The 16,669-nt window shown below is 71.9% G+C and carries 15 protein-coding genes; 4 read left to right on the forward strand and 11 right to left on the reverse strand.

Translation table 11 applies throughout. The features are described 5' to 3' along the window. Positions 1–512: 512 nt before the first annotated feature. Genes AC4H2H_RS14350 through AC4H2H_RS14360 form a run of 3 tightly spaced genes read right to left on the reverse strand, consistent with a single transcriptional unit; the run spans position 513 to position 3,652 of the window. Positions 513–1,472, reverse strand: coding sequence for a tetratricopeptide repeat protein (locus tag AC4H2H_RS14350; RefSeq protein WP_494371490.1), 960 nt, complete (start codon positions 1,470–1,472; stop codon positions 513–515). 30 nt (positions 1,473–1,502) lie between these two features. Beyond that, positions 1,503–2,534, reverse strand: a complete 1,032-nt coding sequence (locus tag AC4H2H_RS14355) for a DUF8094 domain-containing protein (protein ID WP_494371491.1) — start codon at positions 2,532–2,534, stop codon at positions 1,503–1,505. Next, positions 2,531–3,652, reverse strand: a complete 1,122-nt coding sequence (locus AC4H2H_RS14360) for a hypothetical protein (RefSeq protein WP_494371492.1) — start codon at positions 3,650–3,652, stop codon at positions 2,531–2,533. The genes AC4H2H_RS14355 and AC4H2H_RS14360 overlap by 4 nt, the downstream gene beginning before the upstream one ends. A 373-nt stretch (positions 3,653–4,025) precedes the next feature. On the opposite strand from AC4H2H_RS14360, the gene AC4H2H_RS14365 reads away from it, so the two are divergent. Both AC4H2H_RS14365 and AC4H2H_RS14370 read left to right on the forward strand, forming a co-directional pair. Beyond that, on the forward strand, positions 4,026–5,462 hold the full coding sequence (locus AC4H2H_RS14365) for a hypothetical protein (protein ID WP_494371493.1): 1,437 nt from the start codon (positions 4,026–4,028) through the stop codon (positions 5,460–5,462). A 16-nt stretch (positions 5,463–5,478) separates the two neighbouring features. Continuing rightward, positions 5,479–5,919, forward strand: coding sequence for a hypothetical protein (locus AC4H2H_RS14370; RefSeq protein WP_494371494.1), 441 nt, complete (start codon positions 5,479–5,481; stop codon positions 5,917–5,919). Positions 5,920–5,926: 7 nt separating this feature from the next. Here AC4H2H_RS14370 and AC4H2H_RS14375 read toward each other — a convergent pair whose 3' ends face one another. The 3 genes from AC4H2H_RS14375 to AC4H2H_RS14385 form a co-directional block, all read right to left on the reverse strand. Further along, positions 5,927–6,715, reverse strand: a complete 789-nt coding sequence (locus AC4H2H_RS14375) for an alpha/beta fold hydrolase (RefSeq protein ID WP_494371495.1) — start codon at positions 6,713–6,715, stop codon at positions 5,927–5,929. Positions 6,716–6,801: 86 nt separating this feature from the next. Continuing rightward, positions 6,802–7,674, reverse strand: a complete 873-nt coding sequence (locus AC4H2H_RS14380; RefSeq protein ID WP_494371496.1) for an alpha/beta hydrolase — start codon at positions 7,672–7,674, stop codon at positions 6,802–6,804. Between the two features lie 19 nt (positions 7,675–7,693). Next, a complete protein-coding gene (locus tag AC4H2H_RS14385) occupies positions 7,694–7,999 on the reverse strand; it encodes an Rv1322 family protein (protein ID WP_494371497.1) in 306 nt (101 codons plus the stop codon). A gap of 228 nt (positions 8,000–8,227) precedes the next feature. On the opposite strand from AC4H2H_RS14385, the gene AC4H2H_RS14390 reads away from it, so the two are divergent. Both AC4H2H_RS14390 and AC4H2H_RS14395 read left to right on the forward strand, forming a co-directional pair. Next, entirely contained in the window at positions 8,228–9,196 is a 969-nt protein-coding gene (locus AC4H2H_RS14390) for an FKBP-type peptidyl-prolyl cis-trans isomerase (RefSeq protein ID WP_494371498.1), read from the forward strand. A gap of 106 nt (positions 9,197–9,302) precedes the next feature. After that, positions 9,303–9,872: a phosphoribosyltransferase gene (locus AC4H2H_RS14395; RefSeq protein WP_494371499.1), complete on the forward strand. Its 570-nt coding sequence runs from the start codon at positions 9,303–9,305 to the stop codon at positions 9,870–9,872. A 67-nt stretch (positions 9,873–9,939) separates the two neighbouring features. On the opposite strand, the gene nrdF is transcribed toward AC4H2H_RS14395, so the two are convergent. From nrdF to AC4H2H_RS14420, 5 genes are all read right to left on the reverse strand, one after another. Beyond that, positions 9,940–10,920: a class 1b ribonucleoside-diphosphate reductase subunit beta gene (nrdF, locus tag AC4H2H_RS14400; RefSeq protein ID WP_494371500.1), complete on the reverse strand. Its 981-nt coding sequence runs from the start codon at positions 10,918–10,920 to the stop codon at positions 9,940–9,942. Positions 10,921–11,163: 243 nt separating this feature from the next. Further along, positions 11,164–13,305 carry a class 1b ribonucleoside-diphosphate reductase subunit alpha gene (gene nrdE / locus AC4H2H_RS14405; RefSeq protein ID WP_494371557.1) on the reverse strand — a complete coding sequence of 714 codons (2,142 nt, stop codon included), beginning with the start codon at positions 13,303–13,305 and terminating at the stop codon, positions 11,164–11,166. A 26-nt stretch (positions 13,306–13,331) separates the two neighbouring features. Continuing rightward, a complete protein-coding gene (gene nrdI, locus AC4H2H_RS14410; protein WP_494371501.1) occupies positions 13,332–13,763 on the reverse strand; it encodes a class Ib ribonucleoside-diphosphate reductase assembly flavoprotein NrdI in 432 nt (143 codons plus the stop codon). Positions 13,764–13,868: 105 nt separating this feature from the next. Continuing rightward, complete coding sequence (nrdH, locus tag AC4H2H_RS14415) at positions 13,869–14,114, reverse strand: glutaredoxin-like protein NrdH (protein ID WP_494371502.1); 246 nt, start codon at positions 14,112–14,114, stop codon at positions 13,869–13,871. 903 nt (positions 14,115–15,017) lie between these two features. After that, positions 15,018–16,577: a GH1 family beta-glucosidase gene (locus tag AC4H2H_RS14420; RefSeq protein ID WP_494371503.1), complete on the reverse strand. Its 1,560-nt coding sequence runs from the start codon at positions 16,575–16,577 to the stop codon at positions 15,018–15,020. Positions 16,578–16,669 lie beyond the last annotated feature (92 nt).

The following is a 16,669-nucleotide window of genomic DNA, read 5'->3' on the forward strand; positions in this document are numbered from 1 at the left end:
ACCCTGGTCCTCACTCACCCGGGCAGGCCCGCGGTGCCGCGCCGAGCATGTCGTTGCGGCTCGTCCTAGGCATCCGGCCGGCCACAACGGTCTGCTCGACCGGCTACGACCGCATGGTCGCCACGAGCACGACCGCGCCGGCTCGCCCGGCACGGCCCGCGCTGGCAGCGGTTGCCGTCGTCACCGGACCACGGTAATCCTTGGCGGAACCACGGTTCTACCTCGCGCGACCAGGGTTCTACCTCGGCAGACCACGGCTCTACCTCGGCGGACCCGGGGCACCGCCACGGTGCGATGACGGCTGAGCGGGCGGGGCGGCGTCGGATGCGAAGGGCGTCAAGGCCGCGCTCCTCAAACCCACGGCTGACAGACCACGGTGACGGCGCGGCCAGCCCGAGCACCGACGCCGCCCCGTCCGCGGACCCGACCACGAACCGCCCAGCCGAGCCCGAACACCGGCGCCGCCTCGCACGCGGATCCGACCGCGAGCCGCCACCGAGCGGTGTCGGGGATCAGTACAGGCTGATCGCGAGGCGCTGGCGGGCCTTGCCGACGCGGGGGTCGGTCGGGCCGATGATCTCGAAGTAGTCGAGGAGGCGGACGCGGAGCTTCTCCTTGCCGTCGGCGTCCGCCCCGGGCAGGAGGTCGAGGAGGCGGCCGAGCGCGTCGTCGACGTGTCCTCCGAGCAGGTCGAGGTCGGCGATCGCCAGCTGGGCGTCGAGGTCGTCGGGAGCTGCGGCGGCGGCCGCGCGCGCGGTCGCGAGGTCCGCGTCGCGCGTGCGCTGCAGGAGCCGAACCTGCGCTAGGCCGGCGACGGCGAGCGCGTCCTTCGGGTCCTGCTTGATCGCCTTCTGGTAGGCCGCGACGGCCGCGTCGAGGTCGTCGCGCTCGATCGCGTCGTACGCCTCCTGGTGCAGCGGCGGAAGCTCGGGCTCGGGCTCCGGCGTGGTCTCCGTGGGCACCTGGGGCGCCGCCTCGCCGTCCGCGCCCTGCGCGGGCGCGCGACCCGTGACGCCGTTCGCCTCGGCCGCCTCGAGCATCTGATCGAGCACGGCGCGGACCTGCTCGGCGGGCGCCGCGCCCTGGAACAGCGGGACGGGCTGGCCCTGGAGCACGGCCACGACCGTCGGCACGCCCTGCACCTGGAACGCCGCCGCGACCTGCGGGTACGCCTGCGCGTCGACGCGCGCGAGCAGGAACCGGCCCGCGTACTCGTCGGCGAGCGCGCCCAGGTCGGTGCCGAGCTGCGCGTTGGCCTGGTCGGTGGGGATCCACAGCAGCACCACGACGGGGTACTGCGTGGAGTCCTGGACCAGCTGGCCGAAGGTCTCCTCGGTCACGTCGACGACGTACCCGCCTGCGGCGGGAGCGCCGCCCTCGGCACCCGGAGGGGGTGCCTGCGGCCTGGTCAGCGCGGAGAGGTCGACCGCTCCTCGCACGTCGAACGCGGGCTGCTGGGTGGGTTCGCTCATGGGTGCATCCTACGGACGGTCAGGCAGGGATCACTGGTTCGCGATCGAGGTCGCGACGTGCGTGTAGCCGAGCAGGCGCGGCGTCTCCTCGCTGTCCGCCGGCGGGATGTACATCGCAACGATGTCGTTGTACCCGACCTTGAGGACGTTCGTCGGCGCGGCCGCCCCGAAGAGCGCCTTCTGCGTCTCCGTCGTCGGGCTCACGAAGCCGCCCGCCTCGACCTGGAACGTCTCGAGCGACGACAGCGCCGCCATGACCATCGCCCCGCCGTCGGCGGTGCGCACGGCCCGGACGGGCTCCTCGGTCGTCGCGAACGTCAGGGTGCGGCTGCCCGCCGCGGTCTCGAGCGGCACCCGGTGACGCTCCGCCTCGGCGGCGAGGAACTGGCGCAGCGTGTCGTCCGGGAACGCCGCGGCGAAGCCCGAGCCCGCGCCGAGGTTGAGCACGTCGACGTACTGCGCGACGGCGTCCGTCGGGGTGATCTGGAGCGAGTCGTCGTCGGGAGCGACGGCCTCGCTCCCGATGCTCGGGTCGGCGAAGCTCGGCATCGTGACGCCCGGCAGCAGCGGGACGAAGCCCCAGAGCGCGTACTGGTCGCGCGCACCCGCCTGCTCGAGCGCGACCAGCCGCGGCGACTCGAGGTTCTCCGGCTGGACGCTCACGGCGTACGAGGTGCGGGCCCAGGTCTGCGTCGTCGGGATGATCGTCTGCTGGACCTCGGTGGGGATCTCGGTCACGAGGTCGCTGTTGCCGCGAGCCGCGGCGACGGCGAGCTGGCTCGTCCGGATCCCGAGGGCGGGCCCGGTGACGCGGCCCTCGAGCTGCGCCGGGTCGTTCGCCTCGCCGGCCGCCGTGAGCGCGGCACCGACGGCGTCGAGCACCTCGGTCTCCTGGCCCTCGCTGAGCACGGGCGGCGGCGGGTCCTGCGTCTCGTCGGGCTGCGGCGTCGGGAGCGGCGCGGTGCAGCCGGCCAGCAGGACCGCACCGACTAGCCCGGTGGTCACGCCGAGGTGGCGGCGGGCACGGCGCGTGCGGGCCGTGGCTCGGGTGGTGGTGGTCATCGCGTGGTGTCCTTCGTCTCGTCCGCCGTGTCGTGCGGGTCCGCGGGCCGCTGCGCGTCGGGCGTCGTGCTCGCACTGAACCCCCAGGCGCGGCGCCAGGCGTCGGCGCGGGTCGTCGCGCTGTCCTGCGCGGTGGGGTGGCCGTCCGTCGCCTCGACCGTCGGCTGGGCGGCGGTCTTCGGGCGCCGCTCCCCCCGGGGGACGACGGGGATCTGCCCGGTCAGCCACGCGCGTCGCGGCTTCTGGGGCGCCGCCTGCTGCTGCGCGAGCCGCTGGGCGTCCTCGCGCTCGCGCAGCTCGCGGCGCGTGAGCATCCGCACCTGGGCGGTGTCGGTCAGCGCCTCGCCCGAGGTCGCGCCTGTGCCCGACGACGGCGCGTCGGTCGCGGGCGCGGTCGCCTCAGTGGTCGTCGCCGCCGGGCTGCGTCCTGTCGTCGGCCCGCGGCGCTTCGGGCGCAGGCTCGCCGCGCCGATGCCCAGGCCGAGCAGGATGAGCACCGCGCCGCCGATCACGCCCGGCCACAGGAACGGGGTCTCGACCTCTCGCGGCCACGAGAGCTCGAGCGTCGGCGCGACCGCGCCCTCGCCCACCCCGGCGGCCAGGAGCTGGAAACGGCCCTGCTGGTCCGACCAGCGCAGGCTCGCCGAGCCGGTGCCCGACGACTCCTCGAGCCACATGTCCGAGCCGGCCGGGTCCGCGCCGACGACGGGAGCCTCGTCTGCGGGCGTCTCACCCTCCGCAGGAGCCTCGCCCTCTGCTGGGGTCTCGGCCGGCTCCGGGGTCTCGGGGACGACGGCGCGCGTCGTGAGGGCGTCCCAGTCGGACAACCCCGTGACCACGCCGTGCGGGTCCGGGCCGACCCATCCCGTGACGTCGACCTCGCGACCGATCGCGAGCGTCACCTGCTGCTCGCCCGGCACGGTCGCGCGGATCGTGACGTCCTCCGCGACGAGGTCCAGGACCCCGGGATCGGTGACGAGCATGGTCCCGTCGCCCGTGAACGCCGTGGTCGCCACGACCGTGTCGCTGTCCCGCCACACCGTGGCGGACGCGACGCCGAGGCCGACGGCGGCGAGTCCTCCCACGAGCAGGAGGGCGGCGATGATTCGTTGCAGCACCGAGCTTCCCTTCGTCGATCGACGTTCCAGGATAGGTGCGAAACTCCTCGTCGATCGACTGCTGGCTCTCCCGGGCGGATCCTCACGAACCGTTCACGCCCTCCTTCCGGTCCGGTCCCACGAACATCGTGATCGCTGGCCGCGGCCAGCGGCCGGTCGCCGGTCCGTTCCCGGGCGCAGCGCCCCGATCCTCGTCTTTCGGGCACCATTCCGGGTATTCAGGACAGGGCGATCCCCGTATCCTGGTCGAAGCACGGCGGGGCCGTGGTGTGACCGCCGCCCCCTCAACCGGCTCTGGGGGCACCCGCCAGGGCCGGCGGGCAGCCGCCCAGCAGCGGCGAACCCGCGACGAACAGCACCGGAGGTCATCGACGTGTCCGACGAGCGCACGCTCTTCCCCATCACCATGCGTGGCTACGACCGCATCCAGGTCGAGTCCCAGCTCGCGAAGCTGGAGAAGGCGCTCGAGGACGCGCGCTCGCGCGTCGAGGCCGCGGACTCGCGCGCCATGCAGCTCACGAGCGAGCTGGGCGACGCCCAGCGTCAGCTCCGCGAGGCCGATCGTCCGTCGTACGCCGGCCTCGGGTCACGCATCGAGCAGCTGATGCGGTCCGCGGAGGAGCAGTCGGCGGACATCCTCTCCCAGGCGAACGCCCAGGCCGCGGACATCATGGCGCGCGCGAAGCTCTCCGCGGGCCAGGTCCGGTCGCGCGCGGAGAACGAGGTCGCGGAGCTGCTCAACAGCGCGCGGCTGGAGTCGGAGGAGATCCGGTCGACGAGCGCGTCGGAGGCCGAGGGCACGCTCCTCAGCGCCCAGCGTCGGGCCGAGGAGCTCGTGGGCTCGGCCGAGCGCGAGGCGGCTCGCATCCAGAGCATCGTCGCGACGGAGGAGAGCGAGCGCCGTGCGTCGCTCGAGCGTGAGCTCGGGACGCTGCGCGCCACCGTCGAGCGGGAGACCACCGAGCTCCGGGTCGCCACGGAGCGCGAGGCGGCCGAGCTGCGCGCCCGGGTCGCGGCCGAGACCGCGGCGCAGCGCGAGAGCGCGGAGCGCGAGTCCTCCGAGCTCCTCGAGAACGCTCGCCGCGAGGCGCAGCGCCAGGTCGACGAGGCGCAGCGGAAGGCGACCGAGGCCGCCAACGCGGTGACCTCCGAGATGGAGGAGCTGCGCGACAGGGCCCGCACGGCGCTCGCCGACGCCGAGCTCGAGGTCGTCCGCCGCCGCGAGGGGGCCGAGCGTGAGAACGCGGAGCGGCACACGGCTGCCAAGGCCGAGACGGAGAAGCTCGTCACGACCGCCGAGGAGCACGCCGCCGAGGCGGAGAAGCGCGTCGCGCTCGCGCTCGAGCAGGCGGAGAAGGTGCGCGCCGAGTCTGACGCCTACCTCAAGGAGCTCATGGGGACGGCGCGCCGCAACGCGGACCGCATCGTCGCGGAGGCGCGCGAGTTCGCCGAGCAGACCGTGAGCGACGCGAAGGCGGAGGCGGAGCAGCAGCGGGGTGCCGCGCAGCGTCAGCTCGAGGACCTCACGCGCCAGCACGACTCGATCAACACCTATCTCGACGAGCTGAGGGGTCTGCTCGGCAGCGAGAACGAAGCGGCCGCCAAGGCGCCCCCCACGGCGCCCGCCGTCCCGTCGGGCACGCCGGCCCAGCAGGCGCGAGCGGCCACGCTCCTCACGGCGGACCTTCCCGCCGTCCCCGAGGACGCCGCGCAGCAGCAGGTGGGGACGGTCGACACGCCGCCCGCGAAGCGTCGGGGGTCGACGCCGGCCGCGGCGGACACCGAGACCGACGCCCCCGCGCCCGCCTGACGGGAGATCGCGTCCCGTGGTCGCCTCGGTCCCCGATGCTTCCGCTGCCGCCGACGACTGGCGGCGGCAGCGGACGGAGGCCGCCGCCCACCAGCAGCGTGAGCTCGACCGGCGCCGGGCACGCGAGACCGAGGCGGCCCGGGCCCTGCTCGCCGGCTTCGTCGCCGACGCGCGAGCGCGAGGGCTCGAGCCCGAGCCGTTGCGCGCTCGCGCGTTCGACGGCTCGGCCACCTACCGGACGCCGCTGCGGGGCTGGTACCTGCGCCGCAACCGGAGCGTCGCCGTCGGGACCGACGGCGAGTTCTACGTGCTCAGCGTCCCCGGCAGCCTCGTCGCCCGCGTGCGCGGAACGACGGTCGAGCCCTCGGACCCGCCGCTCGTGCTCGGCAAGGGCGGCCGTGACGGTGAGTCGATCGACCTCGCGGACGCCCTCGCGCTCGTGCTCGACGCGCGCTGACCCGGGGTCAGCTCGACGCGCGCGCCAGGAGGTCCGCCAGCGCGTCCGCGACCGCGGCGGGGTCCTCGATCGCGCTCATGTGGCCCGCGCCGGTGACCTGGACGAGCCGGGCGTCCTGTGCGGCGGCGGTCATGTGCTCCGCCTCGGCGACCGGTGCGACGACGTCCTCCTCTCCCACGACGACCGCGACCGGGCCCGCGAAGGACTCGAGCACGTGGGTGCGGTCGGGCCGCGCCGCCATGGCGCGCTGCGTCCAGGCGACGCCGACGGGCCGCTGACCCCGGATCCACTCCTCGAGCCGCGCGGTGAGGTGCTTGCGCGCGGCCTTGCTCGTCTCCCCCAGGAGCACCCCGGGCATCCCGAGGACCGCCTCCACCGTCTGGTCGGCCGTCACCTGGTCCGCGATCCGCAGCCGGTTCGCCCGGGCCTCGTCGGTGTCGGCGGTGGACTTGGTGTCCACAAGACCGAGACCGGCGACGACGTCGGGGCGACGCTCCGCCAGCGCGAGCGCGACGTAGCCGCCCAGCGACAGCCCGGCGACCACGGCGCGTGTCACGCCGATGCGCGAGAGCGCCGCGACCGTGGCGTCGGCGGAGGTCTCGAGCGAGGGCGGGTCGCCGGCGACCGGGCTCCCTCCGAGACCCGGCAGGTCGACGGCGACGACGGTCGGTTCGCCGGGGAGCATCGCCGCGACCTCCGCCCACATGCGGTGGTCCAGGGGGAAACCGTGCAGCAGCACGAGCGGGAGGCCGTGGCCCTCGCGCAGCGTGAAGGTCTCGAGCGATGGCGTCGTCACGTCGTCTCCTCAGGTGGTCGTCGTCGCGTCCCGCGTCCCACGCTGCCACGTCGTCGCCGACCCTGCCGAGGCAGCGGGCCGGGCCCTCAGTCGGCGACGCCGTCCGAGCGGCTCGCGTCGTAGCTCGGCTGGTCCGAGTCGGCGGTGTCGCGGTCCGCGGTCTGCACGCCCGACGCCGCGGCCGGGCCGTCGTCCGAACCGTCGCCCGACCACTGCGTGGGCAGCGGGAGCGGGAACCCGGGCCGCACGTGGCCGACGATCTCGTCGAGCACGCGCCGCACCGACGGCTCCCCCACCCACAGGTGCTTCGCGCCGTCGACCCCGATGACCTCGGCGTTGCGCACGCGCGCGAAGCGTCGCCGTGCCTCGTCGGGACGCAGGTAGTCGTCGAGCTCGGGGACGAGCACGACGAGCGGCCTGCCGAACGCGTCCCACCGGTCGAGGTCCTCGTCGGTCGCGCGGTGCAACGGAGGCGAGAGCAGGATCGCGCCCTCGACGGCCGGGTCCGTCCCGTGCTTGAGCGCGAGCTCGGTCCCGAACGACCAGCCCACGAGCCACCGGTGCGGCAGGTCGCGGAACTCGGCGAGCTCGATCGCCGCGGCGACGTCGAGACGTTCCGCCGCGCCGCCGTCGAACGTGCCCTCGCTCGTGCCCCGCGGCGACGACGTGCCGCGCGTGTTGAACCGCAGGACCGCGAGGTCCGCGAGCGCCGGCAACCGCCAGGCCGCCTTGCGGTAGACGTGGGAGTCCATGTACCCGCCGTGGGTCGGCAGCGGGTGCAGCGTGACGAGGGTCGCGACGGGGTCGCGGTCCACGGGGAGGGCGAGCTCGCCGACGAGCGTCAGCCCGTCCGCGGTGTGCAGCTCGACGTCCTCGCGCCGCGCCGGCAGGACGGTCGTGGACCGGATGGGGGTCGGTTCGGGGGCCGGCGCGGCGGCGGGCCCAGGTGCGGTGCTCATCGACCCCGAGCCTAGTTCGTCACCGCGGTCGACGGCGGCCGCGCGCCTGCCAGCAGGCCGTGTGCCAGTGCCGGCGCTGCTCGAGCGCCGTCTCGGCCCCGAAGAACGAGTCCTCCTGCCAGGCGACGACGTGCCCCGTCCCGGGCGGGATCTCCTGGTTGCAGCCCGGGCAGACGTAGGACTTCGCGCCGCCGCGGACCGTGCGGACCGACCACTCGCCGTCGGACCCGGACTCGCGCCGTGCGCCACCGAGCGCACGGTCCAGGTCGAGGGGTGCGGGCTCCGCACCCCAGGGGCGCTTGCGGGAGGGTCGACGGGACGGCATGCCCACCATTCTCACCCGGCGGGCACGCCGCGTGCCGGGCGCCCTTGCCGGCAGGTCGGTGCTCCCAGCAAGGATTCAGCCTCGCCCGCTAGAGTGTCCGCGCCGGTGCTGCACCCGGCGCTCGGCCGCGAGGCGACCCGACCCCGGGACGCCGAGGACCGCCGTCGTGCCGGTGCGGCCCAGACCCGACGGCCACGCGCCGTCCCACCGACCGAAGGACTCCTACTCGTGAAGCACCGCACCCTGCGCGGCGTCGCCGCGCTCACCCTGGGCGCTGCCCTCGTCCTCTCCGGCTGCTCGTCCGACGGCGGCTCCGGCGACGAGTCGCCGTCGAGCCCGTCCGCGACCGACGGCGAGACCGACGGCGCGACGTCGTCGCCCGAGGACATCGCGGTTCTCGAGGCCGTGACGGTCACCGGCGACCCGGGCACCGAACCGACCCTCGCGTTCGAGTCCCCGCTCGAGGTCTCCGGCCCGGCCGCCCTCTCGCTGAGCGACGGCGACGGCGACGAGGTCGCCGAGGGCCAGGAGGTCACGCTGAACCAGGCGGCCTACTCCGGTGCGGACGGATCGAAGCTCGGGTCGTCCTGGGAGGACGACTCGGCACAGCCGGTCGTGCTCGACGACACCGTGTACCCGCAGCTGCTCGACGTGCTCGTCGGCAAGAAGGTCGGTACGCGCTTCCTCTTCGCCGCACCGGGCCAGGACGGCACGGTGGTCCTCACCGTCGGCGAGGTCGTCTCGGCGAAGGACGTGCCGAGCGTCGACGACGTCCCCTCGCGCGCCGAGGGCGAGGCCGTGACGCCGGCCGAGGGCCTGCCCGTCGTCACGCTCGACGACACGGGCAAGCCGAGCGTCGCGATTCCCGAGGGCTACACCGCCCCGACCGAGCTCGTCGTGCAGCCGCTCATCAAGGGCACCGGCCCGGAGATCACGGCGGACCAGACCGTCATCGCGCACTACACGGGCTGGAAGCTCGACGGCGAGCAGTTCGACTCGTCCTGGGACCGCGGCGAGCCGTCGACGTTCCCGCTGACCGGCGTCGTCGCGGGATGGACGCAGGGCCTCGCCGGGCAGACCGTCGGCAGCCAGGTCCTCCTCGTGATCCCGCCGTCGCTCGGCTACGGCGCGAACGAGGGGCACGAGCTGCAGAACGAGACGCTCGTGTTCGTCGTGGACCTCCTCGCGGCGTACTGACCGACGCCCCGAGCGCGAAGGGCCGCACCCTCTGGGGTGCGGCCCTTCGTGCGTCCGGGCCGGGCGCTCGTCCGGGCAGCCAGGCGGCGGCCCGTAGGCTCGAGGCATGACGGATGCTTCGCCGACCCCTGTCTCCCCGCCCTCCACGGTGCCCGACGGCGGCGCGCCGGCCGCTCCTGCCGTGTCGGCCGAGCGCGAGGTGCTCACGTGGGAGACGTTCGGCGTCGCCGCACGGGAGCTCGCCGAGCAGGTCGTCGCGAGCGGCTTCCGGCCCGAGGTCGTCGTCGCGGTCGCGCGCGGCGGGCTGCTTCCCGGCGGTGCGGTCGCCTACGCGCTCGGCACCAAGGGCGTCGGGACGCTGAACGTCGAGTTCTACACGGACATCGGCCAGACCCTCACCGACCCGCGCGTCCTCCCGCCGCTCATGGACACGTCCGACCTGCCGGGCGCGCACGTCCTCGTGGTCGACGACGTCGCCGACTCGGGCCGCACGCTCGCCCTGGTCATGGAGATGCTGAGCGACCACGGCGCGGAGACGCGCTCCGCGGTGCTCTACACCAAGCCGCGCACGATCATCCAGCCGGACTACTCGTGGAAGGACACCGACCTCTGGATCACGTTCCCGTGGTCGGCCGACCCGCCCGTCGAGGGCGCGCAGTCCCGCCCGAACGACTGACCGACGATCACGAACGGCCGCACCCCGCGGGGGACGGCCGTTCGTCGTCTGTCAGGGTCGCGCGGGCTCAGAAGTCCCAGTCGTCGTCCTCGGTGTTGACGGCCTTGCCGATGACGTACGACGAGCCGGACCCGGAGAAGAAGTCGTGGTTCTCGTCGGCGTTGGGCGACAGGGCCGAGAGGATCGCCGGGTTGACGTCGGCCTCGTCCTTGGGGAAGAGCGCCTCGTAGCCGAGGTTCATGAGCGCCTTGTTGGCGTTGTACCGCAGGAACTTCTTGACGTCCTCGGTGAGCCCGACGCCGTCGTAGAGGTCCTCCGTGTACTGCACCTCGTTGTCGTACAGCTCGAAGAGCAGCTCGAACGTGTACGCCTTGAGCTCGTCGCGCTCCTGCGGGCTGAGCTTCTCGAGCCCCTTCTGGTACTTGTAGCCGATGTAGTACCCGTGCACGGCCTCGTCGCGGATGATGAGGCGGATGAGGTCGGCCGTGTTGGTGAGCTTGGCACGCGATGACCAGTACATCGGCAGGTAGAAGCCGGAGTAGAAGAGGAACGACTCGAGCAGCGTGCTCGCGACCTTGCGCTTGAGCGGCGAGTCGCCCTTGTAGTACTCCATGACGATCTCGGCCTTGCGCTGCAGGTTCGGGTTCTCCTCCGACCAGCGGAACGCGTCGTCGATCTCGCGCGTCGAGCACAGCGTCGAGAAGATCGACGAGTAGCTCTTGGCGTGCACCGACTCCATGAACGCGATGTTGGTGTACACCGCCTCCTCGTGCGGCGTGATCGCGTCCGGGATCAGCGACACCGCGCCGACCGTGCCCTGGATGGTGTCCAGCAGCGTCAGCCCGGTGAACACGCGCATCGTGAGCTCCTGCTCCTGCGCGGTGAGCGTGTGCCACGACTGGATGTCGTTCGACACCGGCACCTTCTCGGGCAGCCAGAAGTTCCCGACGAGGCGGTCCCACACCTCGAGGTCTTTCTCGTCCTCGAGACGGTTCCAGTTGATCGCGCTCACGCGATCGATGAGCTTGAGCTTCCCCGTGGGCGACATCTGCCTTCTTCTCTCCTGCTGACCCGGACCGACCGGGTCGAACTCGACTGACCGAAACCCTACGTCGTCGGACACCGCGGCGACCGGCGACGAAGGTGAGCCGCACGCTGAGCGGCGGGAGGAGAGAGGGGCGCCGGTCGTGGCGGGCCTGGCGGGAGGCCGCGAGGCACGAGCGGCCGGATGGTAGACCGGCGCCCCTCTCTCCGGACGTCGCGACGGCGGGACCGCCGCGACGTCAGCGACTCACAGCATGCACGAGACGCAGTTCTCCACCTCGGTGCCCTCGAGGGCCATCTGGCGGAGACGGATGTAGTACAGCGTCTTGATGCCCTTGCGCCACGCGTAGATCTGCGCGCGGTTGACGTCACGCGTCGTGACCGAGTCCTTGAAGAACAGCGTGAGGCTCAGGCCCTGGTCGACGTGCTGCGTCGCGGCGGCGTACGTGTCGATGATCTTCTCGTAGCCGATCTCGTACGCGTCCTCGTAGTACTCGAGGTTGTCGTTCGTCAGGTAGGGCGCCGGGTAGTAGACGCGCCCGATCTTGCCCTCCTTGCGGATCTCGATCTTCGACGGCACCGGGTGGATCGACGACGTCGAGTTGTTGATGTAGGAGATCGAGCCGGTCGGCGGGACGGCCTGGAGGTTCTGGTTGTAGATCCCGTGCTCGACGACCGAGGCCTTGAGCGCCTTCCAGTCGTCCTGCGTCGGGATGTGCACGCCGGCGTCGGCGAACAGTGCACGGACGCGGTCGGTCTCGGGCTCCCACACCCGGTCGGTGTACTTGTCGAAGTACTCGCCGCTCGCGTACTTCGAGTCCTCGAAGCCGGCGAACGCGCGACCGCGCTCGATCGCGAGCCGGTTGGAGGCCGCGATCGCGTGGTACGCGACCGTGTAGAAGTAGATGTTCGTGAAGTCGACGCCTTCGGTGGAGCCGTAGTGGATCCGCTCGCGCGCGAGGTAGCCGTGCAGGTTCATCTGCCCGAGGCCGATGGCGTGGCCACCCTCGTTGGCGCGCTTGATCGACGGCACGGACTCGATGCTCGTCTGGTCCGAGACGGCGGTGAGCGCGCGGATCGCGGTGTCGATGGTCTTCGCGAAGTCGGGCGAGTCCATCGCCTTGGCGATGTTCAGCGAGCCGAGGTTGCAGGAGATGTCGCGGCCGACGTGGTCGTACGAGAGGTCCTCGTTGAACGTCGACGGCGTCGAGACCTGGAGGATCTCCGAGCACAGGTTCGAGTGGGTGATGCGGCCCTTGATCGGGTTCGCCTTGTTCACCGTGTCCTCGAACATGATGTACGGGTAGCCGGACTCGAACTGCAGCTCGGCGATCGTCTGGAAGAAGTCGCGCGCCTTGATCTTCGTCTTGCGGATGCGCGAGTCGTCGACCATCTCGTCGTACTTCTCGGTGACCGAGATGTCGGCGAACGGCGTGCCGTAGACGCGCTCGACGTCGTACGGCGAGAAGAGGTACATGTCCTCGTTCTTCTTCGCCAGCTCGAACGTGATGTCCGGGATCACGACGCCGAGGGACAGCGTCTTGATGCGGATCTTCTCGTCCGCGTTCTCGCGCTTGGTGTCGAGGAACCGCATGATGTCCGGGTGGTGCGCGTGCAGGTAGACGGCACCGGCACCCTGGCGCGCGCCGAGCTGGTTCGCGTAGGAGAAGGAGTCCTCGAGGAGCTTCATCACGGGGATGACGCCCGACGACTGGTTCTCGATGTGCTTGATCGGCGCGCCGTGCTCGCGGATGTTCGACAGGAGCAGGGCGACGCCGCCGCCGCGCTTGGAGAGCTGCAGCGCGGAGTTGATGCCGCGCGCGATGGACTCCATGTTGTCCTCGATGCGCAGCAGGAAGCAGGACACGGGCTCGCCGCGCTGCGCCTTGCCGACGTTGAGGAACGTCGGGGTCGCGGGCTGGAACCGGCCCGAGATGACCTCCTCGACGATGTCGAGCGCGGCCTGCTCGTTGCCGTCGGCGAGGCCGAGCGCGACCATGCACACGCGGTCCTCGAAGCGCTCGAGGTAACGCTTGCCGTCGAACGTCTTCAGCGTGTACGAGGTGTAGTACTTGAACGCGCCGAGGAACGTCTCGAACCGGAACTTCTTCGAGTAGGCGAACTCGAACAGCGACTTGACGAACGCGCGGTCGTACTTCCCGAGCACGGCCGGGTCGTAGTACTTGTTCTCGACGAGGTAGTCGAGCTTCTCCGCGAGGTCGTGGAAGAAGACGGTGTTCTGGTTGACGTGCTGCAGGAAGTACTGCCGCGCGGCCTCACGGTCCTTGTCGAACTGGATCTCGCCGTTCGGGCCGTAGAGGTTGAGCATCGCGTTGAGCGCGTGGAAGTCGAGCTGCGCGCTCGTGAGCGGGACCTTGATCTCGCTCACCGTCGCCGACCCACCGCCTGCCACGCTCACGCTGGAATCCGTGACTGTCGTTGCCAAAATCGTCCCAATCCGTCGCGGACGCGCGCGGCGTCCTCGGCTGTTCCCAGGAGTTCGAAGGCGTACAGGTAGGGCACCTGGCACTTCGCGGAGATGATGTCGCCGGCGATGCAGTACGCCTCGCCGAAGTTGGTGTTGCCCGCGGCGATGACGCCACGGATCAACGACCGGTTGTGCACGTCGTTCAGGAACTTCACGACCTGACGCGGGACGGCGCCGCCCTCGTTGCCGCCGCCGTAGGTCGGGACCATGAGCACGAAGGGCTCGTCGACCCGCAGGAAGTCGTCGGTCGGACGCACCGGGATGCGCCGCACGTCGATGCCCAGGTGCGGGAGGTCGAGGCGCTGGACGAACCGGTGCGTGTTCTCGCTGACGCTGGAGAAGTACACGAGCGACCCCACGGGGACGCACCTCCGTCCTGCTGAACCTCGCGCGTGCTGTGCCGGGGCCCGCTCTCGCGGGCCGGCGGGTGCGACGGCCGTCACCGGCCGACGCTGCCGGTCACGTCAGGCGACGACCGACGAGACCTTCTGGGCGAGCGCGTTGATCTGGTCGGGCCGGAACCCGGACCAGTGCTCCTCGTCGGCCACGACCACAGGCGCCTGCAGGTAGCCGAGCCCGCGCACGAGCTCGAGCGCCTCGGCGTCCTGGCTGATGTCGACGACCGAGTACTCGATGCCCTTCTTGTCGAGGGCGCGGTACGTCGCGTCGCACTGGACGCAAGCCGGCTTGCTGTAGACCGTGACGCTCATGGGGTGACTCCTCGTCTCTCGCCGCTCTGCCCGGGCGTGGTCCTCGGGGAGGGAGAAGAGTCTCTGACCTCGAAGGACACCGGTGGAACTACGTCTGTGTGATTCGCCAGGAGGCCTCCGGCCCCCTGGGTGTGCAACCACTATACCTAGTGGTCGACACCGTGCCACCGCACTAGATGTCGTGGTTGAACTTCACCCACGCACCTGTGGTAGCAGCCATGGATCTATCGTCCCAGCCCCCTCTGACACGCCCTGAGGAGCGTCATCCACAGCTCGTCGTCCACCGTCGCCGAGGCCGGAATCGGCTCGTTCTCGCCCCCGCCGAGGCGCCGTCCACAGGGTGGGGACGGGGTCGATCCACAGCCTGTGCGGCGCGATGGAGGACGCGTCCATGAGGCCGACACCCGCCGTCGGACAGGGGCGCGCCATCCCGCGAACCGCTCAATCCGGACACGACAGGCATCGAAGTTCTCGGCGTGTCGCGTCCCTTCGGCGTGTCGCCGCTGCGAGCCGTGGGTGCGAGAAGGATCACCCACCCGGCTCGGCCCCGTCCCACGCCCACCCCGCGCGCGCCCGACGCCGCTGACGTGGCTCCGCTCGCCCGACCAGGGTTCTCTCTCGCCCGACCAGGGCTCTACCTGACCGGACCAGGGTTCTACTTCAGCGAACCACGGTTCTACCTCGGCAGGTGCGGCGACGGACGAGCGGGTGGGGCGGAGCGGGCGGGGCGCGGGTCGTGGTGGGTCTGGCGGGAGGCCGCGAGGCACGAGCGGCCGGATGGTAGACCCGCGCCCCCGCCCGTGGAGCCCCACCCGCGGACGCACGCCAGACCCGCGAGGTGCGTCCTGAAGACGGGCGAAGGCCCGCCCGGAAAGTCCGGACGGGCCTTCGGTGCGGAACGGTTCAGGCGGTCTCGTCGACCCCCGGGAGCACGTTCGACGTCGCGAGCCGGCGGTACCAGTGCGCGGAGTCCTTCCACGTGCGCTCGAGCGTCTCGTAGTCGACGCGGATGATGCCGAACCGGCGGTCGTAGCCGTAGCCCCACTCGAAGTTGTCGAGCAGGGACCACGCGAAGTACCCGCGCACGTCGGCGCCGGCGTCGACCGCGGCGCCGACGGCGTCGACGTGGTCGTGCAGGTACGCCACGCGCCGGTCGTCGTGCACGCGGGCGCGGCCGTCGTCGTCGACCGTGACCTCGTCGTCGAACGCGGCGCCGTTCTCGGTGACCATCATGGGCTGGCCGGGGTACGTCTTCGCGACGGACACGAGCAGCTCGGTCATGCCGGCGGGCTCGATGTTCCAGCCCATCGCGGTGTAGGGGCCTGGCTGCTGGACGAACTCGACGTCGGTGACGCCGATCCACGGGCTGTGGGTGGAGGCGCCGTGGCCGTCGTTCTCGGTCCGCTCGCCCTCGCCCGAGAAGTGGCGCACGCGCACGGTCGAGTAGTAGTTCACGCCGAGGATCGACAGCGGCTGGCGCACGGTCTCGAGGTCGCCCTCCTGCACGAACGACCAGTCGCTGACGTGCGCGGTGTCGGCGAGGAGGTCCGCAGGGTACTCCCCGTCGAGGATCGGGCTGAGGAACGCGCGGTTGGCGAGCGCGTCGATCTTGCGCACGGCGTCGAGGTCGGCGTCGGACGTCGGGTCGTCGGGCCGGATGACGTGGAGGTTGAGCGTGACGGACGTCTTGGCGTCCTCGCCGAGCTCGTCGCGGATGGCCTGGACGGCGAGGCCGTGCGCGAGGTTGAGGTGGTGCACGGCAGCGAGCGCCGCGGCGGGCTCGGTGCGGCCGGGCGCGTGCACGCCGGAGCCGTACCCGAGGTAGGCGGAGCACCACGGCTCGTTGAGCGTGGTCCACGTGTCGATGCGGTCACCGAGCTCGCGCGCCATGTGACGGGCGTACTCCGCGAACGCGTACGCGGTGTCGCGGTTGGCCCAGCCGCCCGCGTCCTCGAGCTCCTGGGGAAGGTCCCAGTGGTAGAGCGTGACGACGGGCTTGACGCCCTTCTCGATGAGCGCGTCGACGAGCCGGGAGTAGAACGCCACGCCCTCGGGGTTGATCGGGCCCGTGCCGCCGGGCTGCACGCGCGACCACGCGATGGAGAACCGGTACGCGCCGAGGCCGAGGTCGGCGATGTGCTGCACGTCCTCCTCCCACCGGTGGTAGTGGTCGTCCGCCACGTCGCCGGTGTCACCGTTGAGGATCTTGCCGGGCGTGTGCGAGTACGTGTCCCAGATGGAGGGGGTGCGGCCGCCCTCGGCGGCGGCGCCCTCGATCTGGTAGGAGGCGGTGGCGGAGCCCCAGAGGAAGTCTGTGGGGAACGCCCGGGCGCCCGACGGCGTGGGCGTGGCCCGGGTGCCGACGGCGGACGGCGCGGTGGTGGTCTCGGTGGTCACGGGATCCTCGCTGATCGGTCTCCCCCGGGTCGTCTGCCGCCCGGGTCGTGGCTGTTCGGAGAGCATGCTGTGGAAGCGCTTCCATGCTCTGCGTCCAGGATACGTCCTCGACCAGGGTCTCAGGTCCGGGGCGGCGAGCGCCTGCGAAGAGTGCCGAG

It is taken from the genome of Cellulosimicrobium sp. BMG9.22, from assembly GCF_059159975.1.

Coding starts and splice junctions, on each gene's coding strand:
- AC4H2H_RS14350 (WP_494371490.1), bottom strand. CDS start 1,472: ATGAGCGAACCCACCCAGCAGCCCGCGTTCGACGTGCGAGGAGCGGTC.
- AC4H2H_RS14355 (WP_494371491.1), bottom strand. CDS start 2,534: ATGACCACCACCACCCGAGCCACGGCCCGCACGCGCCGTGCCCGCCGC.
- AC4H2H_RS14380 (WP_494371496.1), bottom strand. CDS start 7,674: ATGAGCACCGCACCTGGGCCCGCCGCCGCGCCGGCCCCCGAACCGACC.
- AC4H2H_RS14385 (WP_494371497.1), bottom strand. CDS start 7,999: ATGCCGTCCCGTCGACCCTCCCGCAAGCGCCCCTGGGGTGCGGAGCCC.
- AC4H2H_RS14395 (WP_494371499.1), top strand. CDS start 9,303: ATGACGGATGCTTCGCCGACCCCTGTCTCCCCGCCCTCCACGGTGCCC.
- nrdF (WP_494371500.1), bottom strand. CDS start 10,920: ATGTCGCCCACGGGGAAGCTCAAGCTCATCGATCGCGTGAGCGCGATC.
- nrdH (WP_494371502.1), bottom strand. CDS start 14,114: ATGAGCGTCACGGTCTACAGCAAGCCGGCTTGCGTCCAGTGCGACGCG.
- AC4H2H_RS14420 (WP_494371503.1), bottom strand. CDS start 16,577: ATGCTCTCCGAACAGCCACGACCCGGGCGGCAGACGACCCGGGGGAGA.